Annotated in this window: 13 protein-coding genes; 5 read left to right on the plus strand and 8 right to left on the minus strand. The window is 33.0% G+C overall.

Translation table 11 applies throughout. The annotated features are described in order from the left end of the window. Positions 1 to 79: 79 nt before the first annotated feature. Together OA93_RS22420 and OA93_RS22425 are read left to right on the plus strand one after the other, a co-directional pair. Positions 80 to 1036: a hypothetical protein gene (locus tag OA93_RS22420; protein WP_039116362.1), complete on the plus strand. Its 957-nt coding sequence runs from the start codon at positions 80 to 82 to the stop codon at positions 1034 to 1036. Further along, a complete protein-coding gene (locus OA93_RS22425) occupies positions 1033 to 3129 on the plus strand; it encodes a TonB-dependent receptor (RefSeq protein WP_039116363.1) in 2097 nt (698 codons plus the stop codon). Before OA93_RS22420 ends, OA93_RS22425 begins: the two co-directional genes overlap by 4 nt. A 233-nt stretch (positions 3130 to 3362) precedes the next feature. On the opposite strand, the gene OA93_RS22430 is transcribed toward OA93_RS22425, so the two are convergent. Both OA93_RS22430 and OA93_RS22435 read right to left on the minus strand, forming a co-directional pair. Next, on the minus strand, positions 3363 to 3965 hold the full coding sequence (locus OA93_RS22430; protein WP_039116364.1) for an RsmD family RNA methyltransferase: 603 nt from the start codon (positions 3963 to 3965) through the stop codon (positions 3363 to 3365). Continuing rightward, complete coding sequence (locus tag OA93_RS22435) at positions 3962 to 4783, minus strand: DUF3822 family protein (protein WP_039116365.1); 822 nt, start codon at positions 4781 to 4783, stop codon at positions 3962 to 3964. Before OA93_RS22435 ends, OA93_RS22430 begins: the two co-directional genes overlap by 4 nt. Positions 4784 to 4936: 153 nt before the next feature. On the opposite strand from OA93_RS22435, the gene OA93_RS22440 reads away from it, so the two are divergent. Further along, the gene (locus tag OA93_RS22440; RefSeq protein ID WP_039116366.1) at positions 4937 to 6361 is read left to right on the plus strand and encodes an AAA family ATPase; all 1425 of its coding nucleotides are present in this window, start codon (positions 4937 to 4939) and stop codon (positions 6359 to 6361) included. 80 nt (positions 6362 to 6441) lie between these two features. Next, positions 6442 to 7272, plus strand: a complete 831-nt coding sequence (ygiD, locus tag OA93_RS22445) for a 4,5-DOPA dioxygenase extradiol (protein ID WP_039116367.1) — start codon at positions 6442 to 6444, stop codon at positions 7270 to 7272. A gap of 362 nt (positions 7273 to 7634) precedes the next feature. On the opposite strand, the gene OA93_RS22450 is transcribed toward ygiD, so the two are convergent. After that, entirely contained in the window at positions 7635 to 8960 is a 1326-nt protein-coding gene (locus OA93_RS22450) for a PQQ-binding-like beta-propeller repeat protein (protein WP_039116384.1), read from the minus strand. 141 nt (positions 8961 to 9101) lie between these two features. Between OA93_RS22450 and kdsB the strand changes: the two genes are divergently transcribed. Beyond that, positions 9102 to 9836, plus strand: a complete 735-nt coding sequence (gene kdsB, locus OA93_RS22455) for a 3-deoxy-manno-octulosonate cytidylyltransferase (RefSeq protein WP_039116368.1) — start codon at positions 9102 to 9104, stop codon at positions 9834 to 9836. A 726-nt stretch (positions 9837 to 10562) separates the two neighbouring features. Here the strand turns inward: kdsB and OA93_RS22460 are convergent. From OA93_RS22460 to OA93_RS22480, 5 genes are all read right to left on the minus strand, one after another. Beyond that, on the minus strand, positions 10563 to 12971 hold the full coding sequence (locus OA93_RS22460; protein WP_039116369.1) for an alpha-ketoacid dehydrogenase subunit alpha/beta: 2409 nt from the start codon (positions 12969 to 12971) through the stop codon (positions 10563 to 10565). Between the two features lie 187 nt (positions 12972 to 13158). Continuing rightward, positions 13159 to 15906, minus strand: a complete 2748-nt coding sequence (locus tag OA93_RS22465; RefSeq protein ID WP_039116370.1) for an aminopeptidase N — start codon at positions 15904 to 15906, stop codon at positions 13159 to 13161. Between the two features lie 198 nt (positions 15907 to 16104). Continuing rightward, complete coding sequence (locus OA93_RS22470; RefSeq protein WP_035628114.1) at positions 16105 to 16833, minus strand: TIGR00730 family Rossman fold protein; 729 nt, start codon at positions 16831 to 16833, stop codon at positions 16105 to 16107. Positions 16834 to 16985: 152 nt separating this feature from the next. After that, the gene (gene uvrA / locus OA93_RS22475; RefSeq protein ID WP_039116371.1) at positions 16986 to 19817 is read right to left on the minus strand and encodes an excinuclease ABC subunit UvrA; all 2832 of its coding nucleotides are present in this window, start codon (positions 19815 to 19817) and stop codon (positions 16986 to 16988) included. Between the two features lie 301 nt (positions 19818 to 20118). Then, a complete protein-coding gene (locus tag OA93_RS22480; protein WP_039116372.1) occupies positions 20119 to 21072 on the minus strand; it encodes a Fic family protein in 954 nt (317 codons plus the stop codon). Positions 21073 to 21134 lie beyond the last annotated feature (62 nt).

Raw genomic sequence — 21134 nt, forward strand, 5'->3', positions numbered from 1 at the left:
CTGCATTAACCTACGATTAACTTTCGGCAGTGTTTTTTAGAACCATTTTTGCAATCGAATATATAGAAAAAGACAAATTATGAAAAAACGATTATCAATGCTGATTCTGTTTGGAATTACATTTTGTTATGGGCAAAAAATGGAAAAAGTAACTGTTGATTATTTAGATACCAATGATATATATGTCAATGACGAAGACTCACAATCATTGCATTATTACAAAATGGTTCCAAAAACGGATATTATAGGGGCTTTGGTAATTTTACCATCTGGAGGGGAATCTACAGAAGATTTATTAAAACAAATAACACTGCATGAGTTAGCTGTTAAAAAAGGTATTCTGGTAATTATTCCTTCAATAAATTGGGGAACGGATAGTCGTGAAGCTGAATTTTCTTTTTTAGACAAGATTTTTGATGAAGTTGTAAGAAAGTACAAGGTCTCTAAGGAGAATTTTATTTTAGGAGGTTTATCGAGTGGCGGTATTATTTCTTTGACTTATGCGGAAAACGCCATTAAAAATCCAAACAAATTATTCTTAACTCCTAAAGGAATTTTCGCTTTGGATGCTCCGCTGGATCAAGCTCGTTTTTACAAATATTGTGAAAGAGAAATTAAAAGAAATTTTTCTGAAGCTGGAGCAAGTGAAGCAAAATGGATAAAGAATAATTGGGATACTTTATATGGCGGTTCACCGGATCAATTCCCGGAAAAATATATTGATGCTTCTATTTTTTCTTATGGTGCAAAAGATGGAGGCAATGCAAAATATTTAAAAAATATGCCTATTCGCATGTACACAGATCTCGATGTTAACTGGCTAATTAATGAACGCCACCGTGATTTGTATGATTGGAACGGGATTGACATAGTTGGGATGATAAACCAATTGAAAATTATGGGGAATAATAATGCAAGTGTAATTATAAGTCAAGGAAAAGGAGTGAGATTAAACGGGAGTAAAAATCCGCATTCTTGGTCGATAATGGATACAGAAGATTGTTTGAATTGGATTCTTAACTTACTTAAAAGATGATTAAAATAATAATAATTGCAATTTGTCTTCTAGTTTCTGCATTTGGATATGCACAAAGCGAAACGCCAAAGGATAGTATTTCGAATAAATTAGAAGAAGTCGTTATTAGTGCAAAAGCAAAAACATTTTCGAATCAAAACGGAAATATTAAAATAGATGTTGCTAATTCGGTTTATAACTCTGTTCCTAACACACTAGATTTATTATCTAAGTTACCTACTATTATTATAAGTTCAGACAAAGAGAATGTCTCGATTGTAGGCAAAGGAACGCCCCTTATTTATATCGATAACCAAAGAGTGGGAATGAATGACTTAAATGCGCTATCGGTAGATGATATAAAGAATATCGAGATTATCCAGAATCCATCTGCTAAATATGAAGCCGAAGGACGTGCTGTGATTTTGATAACAAGAAAGTTTAGTAAAAAAGATAGTTTTAAAACGGATATTTCTGAAGTAGCGTCTTTTAAAAAAAGATACAATAATTATCTTGGGTTTAATTCTAGTTTTAAGAAAAACAAGCTAGAATGGAAAGCTAATTTTAATTACAATCAATTGCAACCTTGGGAAAATCATAGTATCGATTATGAGATTGCTAATGCAAATATTGTTTCGGATTATGATGTTGAAGCTTATACTAAACGTAAACAGTATATTTTTGGAGGTGGATTGTTTTATAAGATAAATGAGGATGATTATTTCTCGTTTAGTATAAACAGTAAGTTGCAAAAAGACACTTTTGATATTAATACGAGTACTTATAATAAAAAAGATAAGGTAGAAAACAATGTTGTAACCTTTAGTGATAATGATAGTAATAAGGATTTTGTAAACGCATTTTTAAATTATTCTAAGAAAATAAAAGCTATAGATACGCAGGTTTTTACAGGCTTGCAATATTCTAATTTTGATCAGGGATTATGGAGTGAAGTTGAAAACAATTTTAATGATACAGAGTTTGGCTTGACACAAATTCGAGATCAAAAGTTTAAAGTTGGTGTTTTTTTAGGAAGAATAGATATTGAGAAAAAGTTTAAAAATGAAATGAAATTCGAAGTAGGAGGATTGTATTCTTCTGCTGATTCAAAATCAGATTTTGATATATTTTATTCTGAAACCAATAAAAATGTATTGAGCCATTATGATTTTAAAGAGCAAAATTTAGCAGGATATAGTCAGTTATCGGGAAAGATTAAGAAAGTAGATTTTTCGGTTGGGATAAGAGTGGAGAACACCAATGTAAACGGAAAATTTAAAACCGATTTATTGCCTTTGATTGATAAGAATTACACTAATTTTTTCCCAAAAGCAGAGCTTACATTCCTTATAGATAGTACAAAAAGCATTAGTGTAAATTATGCCAAAAGTATTTCGAGACCCAATTATTCTTCTTTAAGTCAGGGAACAACGTATATTAATCCTTACTTTTTATATGGCAGAAACATAAATTTGGATCCGACTATTATTAATGAAATCTCATCTACTTTTCAGTATCATGATAAATCGGTTAAGCTAAGTTATTATCAAAACACAAACCCAGTTTATAATAGTTTTATATATGATGAGGAACAAAATATCATGACCTTTAAAGATATAAATTTTGATAAGGAAACAGGATTTAACCTGGATTTCACATTGCCCTTTACTTATAGATTTTGGACAACGACAAATTCATTGGTTTTTATTTTAGAAAAAATAGAAGATAAATCAGCTATGTTTTTAGCTTCAAAACCCTATTTGTATTATTACTCAAATAATGAATTTAAACTTCCCAAAGGATTTACTCTTACTGTATCTGGCTGGGGATTGACTAAACAAAACAAAGGCGTTTTTGAGCGAAACGAAAGATTTATTGTAGATATGGCACTTTCTAAAAGTTTTTTTAAAAACTGGAATTGTACTTTAACGTGTAATAATGTTTTTAATAGTAATATCGAAGAAGAACAGTTTACTATTAATAACGTTAGTTCGAAGGCAAGATATCAGGTTGATTGGCACGAAATTTCGATTGCTATAAAATATTCATTCGGAAAAATAAAAGATTCGCAGTTCAAAGAAAAAAATGTAGATGATTCAAACAGGATTCGATAAAATTTATTTAACACATAGAAACATAGATTTTATGTGTAAAAAGAATACAAAAAAGAAATTTTTTTCTTTCACATAGCTAGGCTCTGTGTGTTTAAACAAGTGAAACGCCTTTTTTGAGAGTACAATATCTATGTTTCTATGCGTTAAATTGATTGCGCAATGAGTTAAATTTAAAAGTAAAAATCCCTTTGAAATTTCAAGGGGATTTTATATTATGATAACTTGGGTATTTTTTAACCTTCGTCTTCTTCGGTACTTTTTGTTGCAGCTTTAAGGCTTATTTCTTCATCTTCGGAAGAATCAAATTCGAAGAAACTAAAGAAAGAACCACCATAACTTTTCTTAAATGAGAAATTACTCAAATGATCTAATTTAGTATATTTAGAATGTTCGATAATCATCATTCCATCATCTTGCAAAAGCTCTCTTTCAAAAACTAACATTACAATTTTTTCGAATGTGGCCTGATCCAAAGCATAAGGAGGATCTGCAAAAATAATATCGTAAGATGTTTTACAGCTTTCTAAAAATTTAAATACGTCACTTTTTGTTGCGGCAATATTAAAGTCAAATTCGGCTGCAACTTGCTTGATGAATTTTACACAACCAAAATCACCATCTACAGATGTAATTGGAGTGCAACCACGAGAGGCAAATTCATAACTGATGTTTCCAGTTCCCGCAAATAAATCTAATACCTTTAAGCTTTCAAAACTAAAATGGTTATTCAAAACATTAAATAATGCTTCCTTAGACATGTCAGTTGTAGGTCTTACCGGAAGGTTTTTGGGTGGAGATATGCGTCTTCCTTTGTATTTTCCTGAAATGATTCTCATGATTGAAAAAGTATAAAATGTTGTTGATTTTGAGCCGTCGAAAAAGAATTATTTCTTTCTAAGTTAGATACGTCAAACAAGGATACATTTCGGATATACTTATAAGCGATTGCAAAAAAATCATCTTTTTCAGAAATCGTTCCTAACAATTCAAGTTTAAAACTCTCGGGGTTCATATTAAGTTGTTCTGCTGTAAATAGCAAATAATAAATAAAATCCTCAGGAGTTTGATATTCAAAAGAATTAAATAATAATAGCTTTTGGTTTTGCACCACAATGATTTCGAAATGTCCCAAATTAAAATTAACAACCATTGTTTTATCGTCGTTGTTTTTGGATGCATCCAAAAGTTTTTCGACAAGAATACTATTGGCGTGTTTGTATTCGAAAGTACCAAACTGGTCAATAAAAAAGTTATTGATGTTTACATACGGAATGTAAACTGCATTCATTTGATAATTGGAAATTTCGTCGAAAGCAAAAAAATCAGTTTCAAAAACCTTGGTATTGTATTGTAAATAACTGCCTAAAAAGTTTTCGTCAAATAGGGCAGTAGGAACAAACGTTGATAAATTGTTGTTATGTATTATCGTTATTTGATCATAAGTATCTTTAAGTTCTGGATGTTTGCTAAAAGCATCGGCAAACAAATCTTCAATTTTGCTAGTTTTATGAGACGTGTCAAAAGTGACTTCGTTTAAAGATAAAACAGTATTGTTTAATGTATCAAAACAACAAAACGAAAGCCCAGCCAGTGAAACCTGAATGGAAAGCTTTTTGTACTTTTTTGATGTTATATTTGTATTTTGTGATTGCATAAATGGATTTAGAATTCAATTCTTGTTAAGAATCAAGATAGAATTAAACGTGATGACAAACTTACAATTTTTTTTTATTCATTTGGGATTTTATGTGGTTCCCTCGCGTTTGATACCTATATTTGATGATAATTTTACATTAATATAACCGTTATGAGTTCTTCCCTGTTTTATAGTCTTTTACAAAAAAAATTCCCTTTTTCTCCGACCTATAAACAGGATATTTTTTTTCAAAAGATTGCTATATTTTTAACCGATACAGCAAATGATACGATTTTTGTACTAAAAGGATATGCAGGAACAGGAAAAACTACGGTAATTTCGACCATTGTAAATAATTTAGCCGAGATTGATAAGAAATATGTTTTGCTTGCGCCAACAGGTCGTGCTGCAAAAGTAATTGCTAATTATTCGGAGAAACCCGCTTTTACAATCCATAAAAAAATATATTTCCCTAAGAAATCTTCTGGCGGTGGAGTTTCGTTTACCATTCAGCAAAACAAGCATAAAAACACCATTTTTATAGTCGATGAGGCTTCGATGATCTCAGATAGTAATTCGGATTCTAAATTATATGAGAATGGTTCTTTATTAGATGATTTGATTTCATACGTGTATTCGGGAACCAATTGTAAAATGATTTTATTGGGAGATACGGCTCAGTTGCCACCAGTAAATTTAGATATTAGTCCAGCACTTGATATTCATACGTTAAGCGTAAATTATAACAAAGAAATTGAGCATATAGAACTTGACGAAGTAATGCGTCAGGAAGAAAACTCAGGAATCTTATTTAATGCTACAGAATTACGTGAATTACTAAAAGAAAGTTTTATTACCGAGTTTAGGTTTGATGTAAAGAAGTTTAAAGATATTGTACGATTAACAGATGGTTACGATATTCAGGATGCGATAAACTCTGCATATAGCAATTATAGTATTGAAGATACGGCGTTTATTGTGCGCTCTAATAAAAGAGCTAATCAGTATAACGAACAAATTCGTACCAAAATTCTATTTAAAGAAAGTGACCTTTCTACCGGCGATTTCCTGATGGTAGTTAAGAACAATTATTTCTGGCTAAAAGATTCTGATGAAGCTGGTTTTATTGCTAATGGTGATATTATCGAGATTCTGGAAATATTTAGTATTCAGGAATTATATGGTTTTAAATTTGCCAAAGTAAAAATACGAATGGTCGATTATCCAAATCAGAAACCTTTTGAAACGGTTTTATTATTGGATACTATAAAAAGCGAATCACCATCGTTAACCTTCGAAGAATCGAATAGATTGTATGAAGAGGTGATGAAAGATTATGATAATGAAACTACAAAATATAAGAAATTCCAAAAGGTAAAAGCCAACGAATATTTTAATGGTTTACAAGTAAAATTCTCTTATGCAATAACGTGTCATAAATCGCAAGGTGGGCAATGGGATACAGTCTTTATAGAACAACCTTATTTGCCAAACGGTATCGACCGTGACTACATAAGATGGTTGTACACTGCTATGACAAGAGCAAAAAATAAATTATATTTGATAGGCTTTAAAGATGAGAGCTTTGAGGAATAAAACACGAATAAGCACGAGTTGTGTTTTAGATTGAGATTAGTGAAAATTAGTGCAATTCGTGTTAGAAAATCAATTTTAAAATGACAACACTAAACGATTTACATTCGATTTCGTCTACGTTTTCGAATACAGATAAAATGCCAGTTTTGTTTCTTGGGCATGGGAATCCGATGAATGCTATCGAAGAAAACGAGTTTGTTGCAGGATTTAGAAACTTAGCTAAAACATTGCCTCAGCCGAATGCTATTTTGTGTATTTCGGCACATTGGTACACCAAAGGAACAAAAGTCACGGCGATGGAAATGCCTAAAACTATTCATGATTTTGGAGGTTTTCCTCAGGCTTTGTTTGATGTGCAATATCCTGCCAAAGGAAGTCCGGAATTAGCTATTGAAACTAAAAGAATACTTACTCCTGTCGAAATAGAATTAGATGAAACCTGGGGTTTGGATCATGGGGCATGGAGTGTGATAAAACATTTATATCCCGAAGCAAATGTTCCGGTGATTCAGTTAAGTATTGATTATACAAAATCAGGGCAATATCATTTTGAGTTGGCTCAAAAATTACAATCCCTACGTCATAAAGGAGTTTTGATTATTGGGAGTGGTAATATTGTCCATAATTTAAGATTAGTCGATTTTCATAATTACGATAGAGATAATTATGGCTACGATTGGGCGATTGAAGCTCGACAAACTATTAATGATTATTTGCTGGATGGAAATTTTCAACCGCTTATTAATTACGAGAAAATGGATAAAGCGATTCAATTAGCGATTCCAACACCAGATCATTATTTGCCGTTGCTTTATACATTAGGCTTAAAAGATAAATCCGAAGAGTTAGGTTTATTTAATGATAAACTATTGGCTGGTTCATTGAGTATGACTTCGGTTAAGATTATGTGACAGAAATAGTGTACAGTTTCAGTCACAGTCACAGTTTTCTACAAAGTAGTTTTGGGCTTTGGTTTGGGAGGCTAACTTAAAAAAGTTTAGATAAAATTAAAGGATTAAAATATTTTTTCACGCAGATTCGGCAGATTAAAGCAAATTTAATTTAAAATTAGTCCTAAATAAATCTGCGCTTATTGGCTTAAATCTTTTAAAATCTGCGTGAGAAAAATTTAATTACAGATTTACTTCGTCTTTTCTATTTATTGCTTTAAAAAAATCCGTTTTAATCTGTGTTTTCGCCTTAGCGAATCCGTATCATCCGCGTACCTTTCGCAAAGAGTTAGAATTTATAAAAATCTTATTATTTATAAATCTTACAATCCAATAGCATAGAAATATCCATCGGCACTCCCGAAATAAAGGGTATTGTTACTAATAAATGGAGAAGAAACAATTGGACCAAGTTTATAAAACTCATCCATAACTTTTTTGGTTTCTTTATATTGGGATAAATCCGAATTTTTGGCGGCGTATGTAAAATCTAGTTTGTCGTTGTTTAGTACTTCGGCTGCATGTTTTTTTCTGCCATCGGTGCTTATAACGTTTGATATTTTGCCTTGCGAAAGGATATCGAGCGCAAAGAAATTACCTGTAAAATCTCCAAAATAAACGGTGTTTCCAGAAATTGCTGGTGATGAATATACGTATCCGCTAGTTCTAAAACGGTATAATTCTTTTCCTGTTTTAGCATCTAAGGCGAGTAGGGCATAAGTGTCTGAAGTTCCTACATATATAATATTATTCAGTATTACTGCCGAGCTAAGAATCCATGAACTTTCGGCATCGTATTTCCAGATTAGTTTTCCTGTTTCAGAATCTAAAGCAAAAAAATGAGGGTCTCTTGCGCCAAAATAAACCATTCCATTAGCAACTGCTACAGAAGATTGAATTCCTTTGAATCCTATTTTGTCTTCGGTTACAAATTTCCATTTTTCTTTTCCTGTTTTACAGTTTATAGCGTATAGTTTGGCGTCCCAACTACCAATGTATAGTGTGTTTTTATCTAGCACTGGCGTACTATGAATTGGGCCATCGGTTTTAAATTTCCAGTTTAAACTCCCTTTTTTTACATCAAGCGAATATACATTTCCGTCGCTGCTCCCAAATAATACCGAAGCCGATTTATTGTCTTTATAAACTACAGGCGATGATAAATAAAAGTCCCATAAATCATCCATGGGTTTGTCATTTGGCTCCGTGCTCAATATTCTAAGATCGCTATACCAGTTTTCTCCACCTGTTTTAAATTTCCAGGCTTCTTTACCAGTTGTTGTATTTACGGCATAATAATAGCCATCGAAACTGCCGAAAAAGATAGTGTTTTCGTAAATACTTGGTGAACTATGGATTGCTCCATTAGTTTTGAATTTCCATTTTAAATTTCCAGATTTCTCTTCGATAGCATAAAGAAAACCATCTTCGCTACCAATAAATACAATTCCGTTTTTGGCTATTGGCGAAGAGAATATTTTGCCATCGGTTTTAAATTTCCATTTAATGTCGCCTAATGGTAAATATCCTTTACCAGGAAATACTCGGTCTGAAAATGAGTTTATAATTGAGGGTTCATTCTTTTGCGCAAATGAATTATTTATTACTAAAAAGAAATAGAGAGGGAGAAGTGCTAATAATCTTTTCATACTTTTTTTTCTCATAAAAATAAATATTTTATAACATATTAAAGTTTAATTATTTAAGAAATATGTTAGAAATAATTTTTTAATACCTGATTGTGAATAGGTATATTTGTTTTTACGATTTATCACTAATACATTCAAGAAATGAAAATAATAGCAGTTATTCCCGCACGTTACGCTTCTACACGATTTCCCGCCAAACTAATGCAAGATTTGGGCGGCAAAACAGTAATTTTAAGAACGTATCAAGCCGCAATACAAACCAATTTATTTGATGATGTATTTGTTGTAACAGATTCGGATATTATATTTGATGAGATTGTCTCAAATGGAGGTAAAGCCATTATGAGTATTAAAGAACATGAATCGGGGAGTGATAGGATTGCTGAAGCTATCCAGAATCTGGAAGTTGATATTGTTATAAATGTACAAGGCGATGAACCTTTTATCGATGCTGAGCCGCTGGCAAAAGTAATTGAAGTTTTCAGAAATGACTCAGACAAAAAAGTTGATTTGGCTTCTTTAATGCGTGAAATTAAAGATGAAACCGAAATAAATAATCCTAACAATGTAAAAGTTGTAGTAGATCAAAGCGGATTTGCATTGTATTTTTCACGCTCAGTTATTCCGTATCCAAGAGATGCAACTGTTGGTGTACGTTACTTTCAGCATATTGGGATTTACGCTTTTAGAAAACAAGCTTTATTAGATTTTTATAGCTTGCCAATGAAATCGCTTGAAGCTTCGGAGAAGCTAGAGCAATTACGTTATCTAGAGTTTGGAAAGCGCATTAAAATGGTCGAAACTACTCATGTAGGTATTGGAATTGATACACCGGAGGATTTGGAGAAGGCCAGAGTGCTTTTGTTGTCTAAATAGAATTTATTGTATAATTGTTCTTAAGTTGTTATTGCCAAACTTGTCTTTCTGAGGCACGAAGAATCTCCGTGAGTAACTCTGCCAAGTAGATTTTTAATTATTGTCGATTCTGTAAACGTGGCTTCGACTCTTCTCAGTCTGACAATATAGTATATAAGCAGTAATGAGTATATATTCTCAGTATTATTATTGCCAAACTTGTCTTTCTGAGGCACGAAGAATCTCATCAAGTAGCTCGACATAGTTTGTGGAGTTTCTCGCGAAGATTTCTCCTGCGTCGAAATGACAAAATTGAGAGTATTTACATTCAATATTGTTGTTGCCAAACTTGTCTTTCTGAGGCACGAAGAATCTCTGTATGAAACTCAATAAAAGGATTATTCCTTAAATTCTATTCTATTTTGATCATAGCCCACGGTTTTAACCGTGCGGTACGGATTATGGAAATGCATTGCGCTCCAACGGTTGAAACCGTTGGCAATGTTTATATAATGTTATTTGTATTAGCGATTTTAATAAATACCCAAGTCCTAGCCCTGATGGTAGCGGCATCCTTTTTCTGGCTTTTTTTGCCAGTAAAAGATATAGCGGACAGCAGGAAATAGCTCCTTATAAAAGTAAATTGTTAAAAGTAAAAAGGATTAATCTATTTAAAATAGTCTATACAAAAAAGCTCCAAACCGTAATGATTTGGAGCTTTTTTGTATTAATATTTAAACTAAATTCTTAATATAAATTAGGGAATTTAGAAGGATTAACCTCATGCATCATGCTGTATACTTTTTCGTAAATATCTTCGGCTGAAGGTTTAGAGAAGTAATCGCCATCGGTTCCGTATGCTGGTCGGTGCGCTTTTGCAGTTAATGTTTGTGGTTTGCTATCTAAATGCATGTATGCATCTTGTTGCTCGATAATTTGTTGCAAGATATAAGCAGAAGCTCCACCAGGTAAATCTTCGTCTATTACAAGAAGACGATTTGTTTTGGTAATACTTTTTACAATATCTTGATTGATATCAAACGGAAGTAATGATTGTAAATCGATAATTTCACAGTCAATACCAACTTGTTGCAACTCAGTAGCTGCTTGTTCTACCAATCGTAAAGTCGATCCGTAAGAAACTAGCGTAATATCTTTACCTTCTTTTAGGGTTTCAACAACACCAATTGGTGTTTTAAATTCTCCGTAGTTTGTAGGTGCTTTTTCTTTTAATCTATATCCGTTTAAACATTCGATTACTAGCGCAGGTTCATCACATTCTAATAATGCGTTGTAAAATCCAGCTGCTTGCGTCATGTTTCTAGGTACAAGTACATGTATTCCACGTATTGCATTTATAATCATTCCCATTGGAGAACCCGAATGCCAGATACCTTCTAAACGGTGTCCACGTGTTCTGATTATTAATGGTGCTTTTTGTTTCCCTACGGTTCTATATTGTAAAGTAGCCAAATCATCACTCATGATTTGGATTGCATATAGTAAATAATCTAAATACTGGATTTCGGCAATAGGGCGTAATCCTCTTAATGCCATTCCTATTCCTTGACCTATTATGGTTGCTTCACGAATACCTACATCGGCAACACGAAGTTCTCCATATTTTTCTTGCATTCCTTCTAATCCTTGGTTTACATCACCAATGTTTCCTACGTCTTCTCCAAAGATTAAGGTTTCTGGATATTTAGTAAAGATGGCATCAAAGTTATCTCTTACAATCATTCTTCCATCAACATCTAGGCTGTTTGCCTCGTATTGTGGTAAAACTTTCTCTACAGAGAAAACATTAAGATTAGAATCTGAAAATAAATTGCTGCTGAATCTTTCTTGCGTTGTTGCAATGTATGCAGTAATCCAGTTAGCTAATTCGGTTTTGCTATCTTCATTTACAACTAAACGCAATATTTTTCTGGCTGTTGCAAGCATTTCCTTTTTTAGAGGAGATTTTATAGCCGCTAATTCGCTTGTTAGTTTTAAGATTTGTTCCTTATTAGTAGTACTGTTATTTGCAGTAGTTTCTAATAAAGTAAGCAATACTTTTTGATCTTGGATAATTGGATCTATAAAAGAGTTCCATGCTTCTTTTTTGGCATCGAGTACTTCTTTTTTTAGTTCCATGTCAATTTCGTCCAACTCTTCTGGTGATGCTATATTAATAGCAATCATCCATAAACGCATTTGGCGAATACAGTCAAAATCTTTTTCCCAAGCCAGTCTTGCTGCGTTTTTATAACGTTCGTGAGAACCCGAAGTCGAGTGTCCTTGAGGTTGTGTTAACTCATTTACATGAATTAATACAGGGACATGTTTTTCGCGAGCAATAGCTGCTGCTTCTTCGTATGTTGCAATTAATTCGGCATAATCCCAACCTTTAACTCTAAAGATTTCGTAACCGTTTGAGTTTTCGTCGCGTTGGTATCCTTTTAATATCTCCGAGATATTTTCTTTGGTAGTTTGATGTCTTGCATGAACCGAAATTCCGTATTCATCATCCCAAACGCTCATTACCATTGGTACTTGCAGTACTCCGGCAGCATTTATGGTTTCAAAGAATAATCCTTCGGATGTACTAGCGTTCCCGATAGTTCCCCAAGCAATCTCATTACCATTTACAGAGAAATTATCTTTGATTTTTATTCCGTCTACATTTCTGTATATTTTAGATGCTTGTGCAAGTCCTAATAATCTAGGCATTTGTCCAGCGGTAGGAGAAATATCTGCGCTAGAGTTTTTTTGTTTGGTAAGGTCTTTCCAAGAACCATCTTCATTTAAACTATGAGTAACAAAGTGTCCACCCATTTGTCTTCCTGCCGACATTGGATCAAAGTTTAGATCGGTATGACCGTATAAACCAGCAAAAAATTGTTTAGGAGTTAGCTCGCCAATTGCCATCATGAAAGTTTGATCGCGGTAATATCCCGAACGGAAGTCACCATTCTTGAAGGCTTTTGCCATCGCCAATTGAGGAACTTCTTTACCATCGCCAAAAATTCCAAATTTGGCCTTTCCTGTCAATACTTCTTTACGACCTATTAAGCTACATTCCCGGCTAATAATAGCGATTCTGTAGTCGTTCAAAACTTCGGTTTTGAAATCTTCGAAAGTAAGTGTAGTATTGTTTTTTTCTTTTATCATAATCTGGAATGGGTCATGTTAGATCACAAAATTAATTAAAAACTAGCAATTATCATAATTCGTTAAAAAAAATATAATTTAATTATCTGTATTTAAAAGGGTATAATAGGATGCTTTTTTTGTGGTTTTTTTATTGTTTTGTGTAATTTAGTAATAATAATTTATGTTTTGTTTGGTTTTTATTTGATTAAAACCATTTTCTTGTAAAAAGATTGGTTAATGTTTTAGGTGATAAAGTAACTACGAAACGTATCTTTTCTCCATATTTATCTTGAGAAATTTCCCACCCATTGTTAGAGTATACCGGAAAATACAATTCAAAATAATCTGGAACAAAATTTAATCGGATACCACTATCATATATAAATTTTTCTGCAAAACCTTTACTTTTAATAAAACCTACGTCTCCATATGCTTCAATCCAATTCCAAAGAGAATAACTTGCATTTAAAGTAGTTATCCATTGGTTGGCATATTGCGGAGTTAGTTTTGATTTAAAACCACCTTCGGCCATTATAAATTGCTGACTAAAAAGACCTGTACTTTCAGATCTTCCGTAATAATTATAATCATACAAATAATCTGTAGGGCGGTCTATACCAAAGCTAAAATAATCAGAATTGGTATTGTTGTATATAAACGTTCCAGCATACATTCTTAAATTTACCTGTCGATTGTTCTCAAAAAGTTTTCTGAACTCTATTTCACTAGCTACTTTCCCGAATTCACTTGCAAATTGTACTTCCGACATAAAGTTAAAATGATTTGTAACTTCAGTTTTAGTATTAAAATAGCGCGCATTAAATACAGAATAATTAGGACTGGAATTGTCTGTAACATAATTGCTCTTTTCTCTATTAACAATTACCTGACGCAACGTAATAAGTTGTTTCCTGTTGTCACGAAAGTTTTCTTCTCTTATTCGCAACTGTACAGATGGATTTAACTTTAAATAAGTTGCATCTGGAGCGTAGTGAAAATAAGATTCAGAAAAAGAATATTTTACGTTATATAAAGTACTGTTTCTAAAATTTTGAACATACGAGAAACCCGATGAACCCGATATCGTTTTTGCTTTTATAGAGTAAGCAGGATTAATATCAAAAGTAAACGGTTTGTCTAATATCGTTTTGTTATGAAAACGTATTCCGGGAGTTATCCCATCATAATAATTATAGTTAAGCGTAGGGATATAAATTATCTGATTGTAATACGGATCTTCGAGATCTTTGGCAAAATTAAATTTTATAGGACGATTGGTTGGCGAAAAACCTTTTAGTGATTTCCAGTTGTTTCTTAAGTTATACTCAGGAACTTCATTATCATAGTTTAAAACAATTTTGTCGGCATTTTTTCTTTCTACGGTAAATGTAGTATCTGTAGTTTTAGGATCAATCCATTGTTTAAACATGACCTCCTTTTTCTTTACTCCATATACAGGAATAGGAACATAGGTTTCTGTTTTGTTTTTTAACGAAAATGTAATGCTGTCTTTAGTTTTAGAAACATTATGAAACTTATAATCTATTATATCTCTAGAGTTTATTATAATATCAAAGAACCAGTTAATATTCTTTTTTGCATTATAATTCAAAAGACTTTCAAAATTACTACGGCTTACTTGCTCTATTTTATTAAGTTCATAAAAATCCTGAATACTAGTTTGTACGCTATTATTACCCAAATAATCGTCTAGATAACTAAGGCTAAGTCCAGCACGATATTTACTAGCAATTTGTTCATTAAATTTTATAAGCGTGTTCTTAGGGTCGCCCAGAGGTTGGTCTAGATTTTTGCGAGCCATAAGCATATAAAAATAGCTGTATTGCTCATTAAAACTCAGGTTAGTTATTTTATAGCTTTTTAAGATCTTCAGTTTTGAGAGACTTCCCATCATTTTCTGGTCAGGATAGTTTTCTTCAATGTATTTCATCATGACATATATTTGTATGCCATCATAAATCCAGTTGTCTTTTCTGGGGTCTAAGCGTAAACTATTTTTTAAATAAGTATTTAAATAGGTTTTTAAGAACTTAATTTCAAACATAAACTCATCCGGAAAAGGATTTATAAACGAAGGTAATTGGTTCAGACCATAAAACGGATTCCTTTCGTAATCTATTTGCGAAACAGTAATTTTTTCATGCGGATATTCGCCAATATACTTATTAGCATAATCTACAATTCTGTTTATAGCTAGTGCTTTCTGGATTTCATTTAAATTGTTGTTCTTTAAATTAGTAACAACCTCTGTAGAGCCTATTTTATATCTAGTAAAACTGTTTTTAGGTTCAATAAATAAGCTTAAATCCGTCCTTTTATTACCAGAATAAAAAGTATTGGTGTATTTCTCAAATTGTTCTTGCGAAGTCTTATTTAAGTCAGTAGTAATGGTGTAATTATTAGGAACTTTTATTTCTACGTCATAATCAGTTGCAGCATTGGCAATATCATCCAGATTATAATTATTGTATTTTATAAAACGATGGTTTTCAAATCGGGCAGGGCTTAAGAACCAGTTTTTTAGGTTTAAGCTTCCGTTTTGAGAATAGCCATATCGTGTAAATTTATCACTAGGAATCTTAACGATGTAGGTAAGATGTAAGACAATTGTTTCGTTTGGAGCCAATTTTCGATTTAGTTTGACTACAATATAATCGGGATTTTTTTCTGATCTTTCCCATGCCAAAGCTCCGTCTTCTGTATCTGTCAGGCTTATAATCGTAGTATTCCCTCTTTCTTCAGGTTTAGCAAGGTGAAATCCTCTGTAAAACTCATCCGAAAAACGTTTGGCAAGAGGGGTGTTTTTATCCGAAAAAGAATTATTCCAATCATTAAGAACTACCGAAATTAAAGTATCATTCGATACATTATTAAAGGTAATGTCTTGTCTGATATTCAGAGTTTTTAGCTCGAGATTAACCGCAACCGTCATTTTAGAATGATGCTGTGCGTACTGTTTTATCGAGCTCAATAAAACAAAAGTGCAAATCGTAATTTTATAAAATAACTTCAATGATTGTCCTTAAAGATTTATTAACGAAATAAATATACTATTAATTGTGGATTTATAAAGCCACTTATTGATAAAAAAGCATAAAAAAAAGCTGTGTAAAAACAGCTTTTTTAAAATTTAAAAATTCGGGCTTAAATCATATTTCTTATAGAATTTATCCAGAGCTTCAACTACTTCATCCTCAGAATCAACGATTTTAAATAAGTTCAAGTCATCAGGACTTACCGTATGTTCTTTCTCAACCAATACAGTTTTTACCCAATCAATTAATCCAGACCAGAATTCAGTTCCAACTAAAATAATAGGGAACTTACCGATTTTCTTCGTTTGGATTAAAGTAATTGCTTCAAACATTTCGTCAAGAGTTCCAAAACCACCTGGCATAACCACAAAACCTTGAGAATACTTTACAAACATTACTTTACGTACAAAAAAGTAGTCAAAGTTTAAGTTCTTATCACGGTCGATATAAGGGTTAAAATGCTGTTCAAATGGTAACTCAATGTTCAAACCTACCGAAGTTCCTCCGCCTAAGTGAGCACCTTTATTGCCAGCTTCCATAATTCCAGGACCACCACCAGTAATTACACCATAACCAGCTTTACTGATTTTATAGGCAATCTTTTCTGCCAATAAATAATATTTATCTTCTGGTTTAGTTCTCGCTGAACCAAAAATAGATACACACGGACCAATGCGTCCCATGTTTTCATATCCATTTACAAACTCAGCCATGATCTTAAAAATCGCCCAACTATCGTTGGTTCTAATTTCATTCCATGTTTTTTGTTTTAATCTATCTTGGATTACTTTGTCTTCGTCATTATCAAAATCTTCTAATCTCATTTTCTTTGTATTAATTTATTTTTTTGGAGCTATTTCCAGCTGTCCACTTATATCTTTTTATTTTTAAAGAAAAAATAAAAAGGATACCGTTCCCATCTGGGCTAGGCTATACTTTATCAATTTTATTTTACCCTAAAGCGGGGCGCAATATACTAAGATAATTCTTTTTTCAAAAACTGCGCTGTATAACTTTTCTTATTTTTAATTATTTCTTCAGGAGTTCCTTTCGCAATAAGCTGTCCGCCACCTTTTCCGCCTTCAGGACCAATATCTATAATATAATCGGCAAGTTTTATTACATCCATATTATGCTCGATAATCAGGATCGTATTTCCTTTGTCAACCAGTTTATTAATTACATCCATAAGAACCCGAATATCTTCAAAATGTAATCCTGTTGTAGGTTCGTCAAGAATATAAAACGTATTTCCGGTATCTTTTTTAGATAATTCTCCAGCAAGTTTAATACGTTGCGCTTCACCACCCGATAGCGTTGTACTTTGCTGTCCAAGCGTGATATATCCCAAACCAACATCCTGAATTGTTTTTACTTTTCTGTAAATCTTCGGAATCATTTCAAAAAACGGAACAGCTTCATCAACAGTCATATTCAAGACATCCGAAATAGATTTTCCTTTATAACGTATCTCAAGAGTTTCTCTGTTAAAACGTTTTCCTTGGCAAGTTTCACATTCTACATAAACATCTGGTAAGAAATTCATTTCGATAGTTCTCACACCCGAACCTTCACAAGTTTCGCAACGACCGCCTTTTACATTAAAACTAAAACGACCCGCTTTATACCCACGAATCATACTTTCGGAAGTCATCGTAAACAGATTTCTTATTTCTGTAAAAACCTCGGTATATGTCGCCGGATTCGAACGAGGAGTTCGCCCAATCGGACTTTGGTCAATATCGATAACTTTATCAATATGTTCCAAGCCTTCTATTTTTTTATATGGCTGTGGTTTCTTTACACCATTAAAATAATAAGCGTTAAGAATAGGGTAAAGCGTTTCGTTTATCAAAGTCGATTTTCCACTTCCTGAAACTCCCGTAACACAAATCATTTTTCCTAAAGGCAATTCAATCGAAACATTCTTTAGGTTATTTCCTGTAGCTCCGGTAAGTTTTAAGAATTTTCCGTTTCCTTCACGACGTTTTGCAGGAATTTCGATTTTCATTTCGCCGTTCATATACATAGCCGTGATAGTATGGTGCTGCAGAATCTCTTCAGGAGTTCCTTTGCTAATAATTTCCCCACCATATTTTCCTGCTTTCGGACCAATATCAATTACATAATCGGCACGTTCTATCATGTCTTTGTCATGTTCTACAACAATAACCGAGTTCCCGATATCACGTAATTGTTCCAAAGAATGAATTAATTTTTCATTATCCCTTTGGTGTAAACCAATACTTGGCTCATCCAGAATGTATAATACACCAACTAATTGCGAACCAATTTGAGTTGCCAATCGAATACGTTGCGCTTCACCACCAGAAAGAGATTTAGAACTTCGGCTTAAAGCCAAATAATTTAAACCAACATTCATAAGGAAGTTCAAACGGTCTTTTATTTCCTTAACAACCTCAGAAGCAATCAAAAGCTGTTTGTCTGATAAATGGCTGTTTAGGTCCAAGAACCATGCAGTCAAATCAGAAATATCCATATCACACAATTCGGTGATATTCTTTTCGTTTATTTTAAAAAATAAAGCCTCTTTTTTTAATCTAGAGCCATGACATTCCGGACATTTTACTTCGTCCATAAAGTCTTTCGCCCAACGTTTTATTGTAGTCGAAGCACTTTCGTCATGCTGATTTTTGATGAAATTAGATATTCCCTCAAAATCTATTTTGTAATCACGGGCAACACCTAAATCTTTTGAGTTAACGGTAAATTTATCTTTTCCACCATGCAAAATCATATTCATGGCTTCATCAGAAATCTTTTCGATAGGATCGGTAATTTTAAAACCAAACTTCTCTCCGATAACTTCAAGTTGCTTAAAAATCCATGACGATTTGTATTCGCCAAGCGGAACAAATCCACCAGCTTTTATAGATAGCTTAGGATTAGGTATTATTTTTTTAACATTGATTTCATTTACAGTTCCTAATCCGTTACAATGCGGACAAGCACCTTTAGGGGAGTTGAAAGAAAATAAATTTGGCTCTGGATTTTGGTATGATATTCCTGTAGAAGGACACATTAAGTTACGGCTAAAATAACGTACCTCATTAGTATCTTGATCCAGAATCATCAATACATTTTCGCCATGATGCATTGCGGTATTTATGCTTTCCGATAATCGTTTTTGATTGTCAGGAGTATCTTCAATTACCATTCTGTCAACAACAATCTCGATATCGTGGGTTTTATAACGATCCAGTTTCATTCCAGTAACTAAATCCTGAACTTCACCATTAACACGGACTTTTAAAAAACCTTGTTTGGTAATTTGCTGGAAAAGTTCGGCATAATGACCTTTACGTGCCTTAATTACAGGAGCAAGGATATTGATGCGTTTGCCATTAAAATCTTGAATAATTAAATCCTTAATTTGTTCATCGCTATAACTCACCATTTTTTCGCCCGTATTATAACTATAGGCATCAGCACCTCTGGCATATAATAAACGTAGGAAATCGTATATTTCGGTAATAGTCCCAACGGTAGAACGCGGACTCTTACTGGTTGTTTTTTGCTCAATAGCAATTACAGGCGAAAGTCCGTCGATTTTATCAACATCAGGACGTTCCAAACCACCTAAAAACTGTCTGGCATAAGCCGAAAAAGTTTCGACATAACGACGCTGACCTTCGGCATAGATAGTATCAAATGCCAAAGAAGATTTCCCCGAACCAGATAAACCAGTAATTACGACCAGTTTTTCGCGAGGAATAGAAATATCGATGTTTTTTAGGTTGTGAACTCTTGCGCCAAGAACTTCAATAGTATTATTTGTATCCGACATAGTTTTTGCAAAAAAGCAAAGTTACCATTTTGATTTGTTCTTTTGATATAACAGTATAGAAGTTTGTGTTAAAATAGATTACAGGTAAAATTAATTTACTGTTATATAATGTTCATCTAAAAATACTGATTTAACATATGTTGCGATAAGATAGAACGCGGATGAAACGGATTTACTTCGTAAAGACGCGGATGAAAACGGATTTTTAAAAGAATCATAAAACAGATTCAAAGTTTATAAAAAATCCGTTTTCATCCGCGTTCCATTACGCGCACAGAAAAAAAACGATAACTTAAATTAGTTAGCGTTTTCTTTTGCGGGTTAAAATATAATTGTCAATGGCTTCTTTAGTAGTATACCAATTTCGACCTTCTTTATAAGCATCAATTTTTCCTGTTCTAGCCAATAAACTTACATATTCCTGACCGTAAGGCGCACTTGGTTCGCTTACAATGTCAGATATTGTTTGGTACTCGGTTTCGTTACCAGGCATTGCGTTTAGGTAAATATTAAGTGTTCTTTCTAGCGCTTGACTCATCAAAAGAATCATTTTTTGATAATTACCATTATTCGCCTGATTGAGCGCTTCGTAATATTTTTTTCTGTCATTTTTGAGGATAATGGCAGGAGGAAAACCACAACGCATCAATAATAAATTCATGCTCAAGCGGACGGTACGTCCATTTCCATCAAAAAATGGATGAATCCAAACAAACTTATGATGAAAAATTGCTGCCAACTCAATATCATTTAAGTCTAACGGATTTGTATTTATAAAATCAATTAATTCATCAAGATAATCAGAGACTTTATTGGCATTTGGAGGCATAAAATTAGCTCCCGAAATACGAACACCACCATTACGAATACGTCCTGCAAAATCATCTTCGATAGAACGTAACACCAATTCATGAAGAGAAAGAATATCTATGCTTCGTAGTTTGTAATCATCGCTTACAATCGAATATAAATAATCGATGGCTTTGTCATGGTTATGAGTTTCAAAATGTTCTCGAAGTGATTTTCCTTTTATAGTTATCCCTTCTTGAATCACCATTTGAGTTTCTCGCAAACTCATAGTATTACCTTCGATACCATTGGAGTTGTATGTCCATTCTATCGATAAGCTTTCGCGAATTTTATGCAAAGCAATGTTAGGCAATGGTCTGCTGGCTTGCAAATCTTGTCTTTTCTGGTAGAGTCTTTCAAATGTTGATTGAAATTCGGTTCTATATGTTAAGTCTATATTCCACATAATACCCCAAAGATACGTCTTAATATCGGATAAATCTAATTCCAATTCTATCCGATGTTAAG

This window comes from Flavobacterium sp. KMS (genome assembly GCF_000813005.1).
Lineage (GTDB): Bacteria > Bacteroidota > Bacteroidia > Flavobacteriales > Flavobacteriaceae > Flavobacterium.

What these genes read in the sequence shown, in the direction of transcription:
- OA93_RS22420 (WP_039116362.1), top strand. Translation starts at nt 80, where the DNA reads ATGAAAAAACGATTATCAATGCTGATTCTGTTTGGAATTACATTTTGT.
- OA93_RS22425 (WP_039116363.1), top strand. Translation starts at nt 1,033, where the DNA reads ATGATTAAAATAATAATAATTGCAATTTGTCTTCTAGTTTCTGCATTT.
- OA93_RS22430 (WP_039116364.1), bottom strand. Translation starts at nt 3,965, where the DNA reads ATGAGAATCATTTCAGGAAAATACAAAGGAAGACGCATATCTCCACCC.
- OA93_RS22435 (WP_039116365.1), bottom strand. Translation starts at nt 4,783, where the DNA reads ATGCAATCACAAAATACAAATATAACATCAAAAAAGTACAAAAAGCTT.
- OA93_RS22440 (WP_039116366.1), top strand. Translation starts at nt 4,937, where the DNA reads ATGAGTTCTTCCCTGTTTTATAGTCTTTTACAAAAAAAATTCCCTTTT.
- ygiD (WP_039116367.1), top strand. Translation starts at nt 6,442, where the DNA reads ATGACAACACTAAACGATTTACATTCGATTTCGTCTACGTTTTCGAAT.
- OA93_RS22450 (WP_039116384.1), bottom strand. Translation starts at nt 8,960, where the DNA reads ATGAAAAGATTATTAGCACTTCTCCCTCTCTATTTCTTTTTAGTAATA.
- kdsB (WP_039116368.1), top strand. Translation starts at nt 9,102, where the DNA reads ATGAAAATAATAGCAGTTATTCCCGCACGTTACGCTTCTACACGATTT.
- OA93_RS22460 (WP_039116369.1), bottom strand. Translation starts at nt 12,971, where the DNA reads ATGATAAAAGAAAAAAACAATACTACACTTACTTTCGAAGATTTCAAA.
- OA93_RS22465 (WP_039116370.1), bottom strand. Translation starts at nt 15,906, where the DNA reads ATGACGGTTGCGGTTAATCTCGAGCTAAAAACTCTGAATATCAGACAA.
- OA93_RS22470 (WP_035628114.1), bottom strand. Translation starts at nt 16,833, where the DNA reads ATGAGATTAGAAGATTTTGATAATGACGAAGACAAAGTAATCCAAGAT.
- uvrA (WP_039116371.1), bottom strand. Translation starts at nt 19,817, where the DNA reads ATGTCGGATACAAATAATACTATTGAAGTTCTTGGCGCAAGAGTTCAC.
- OA93_RS22480 (WP_039116372.1), bottom strand. Translation starts at nt 21,072, where the DNA reads ATGTGGAATATAGACTTAACATATAGAACCGAATTTCAATCAACATTT.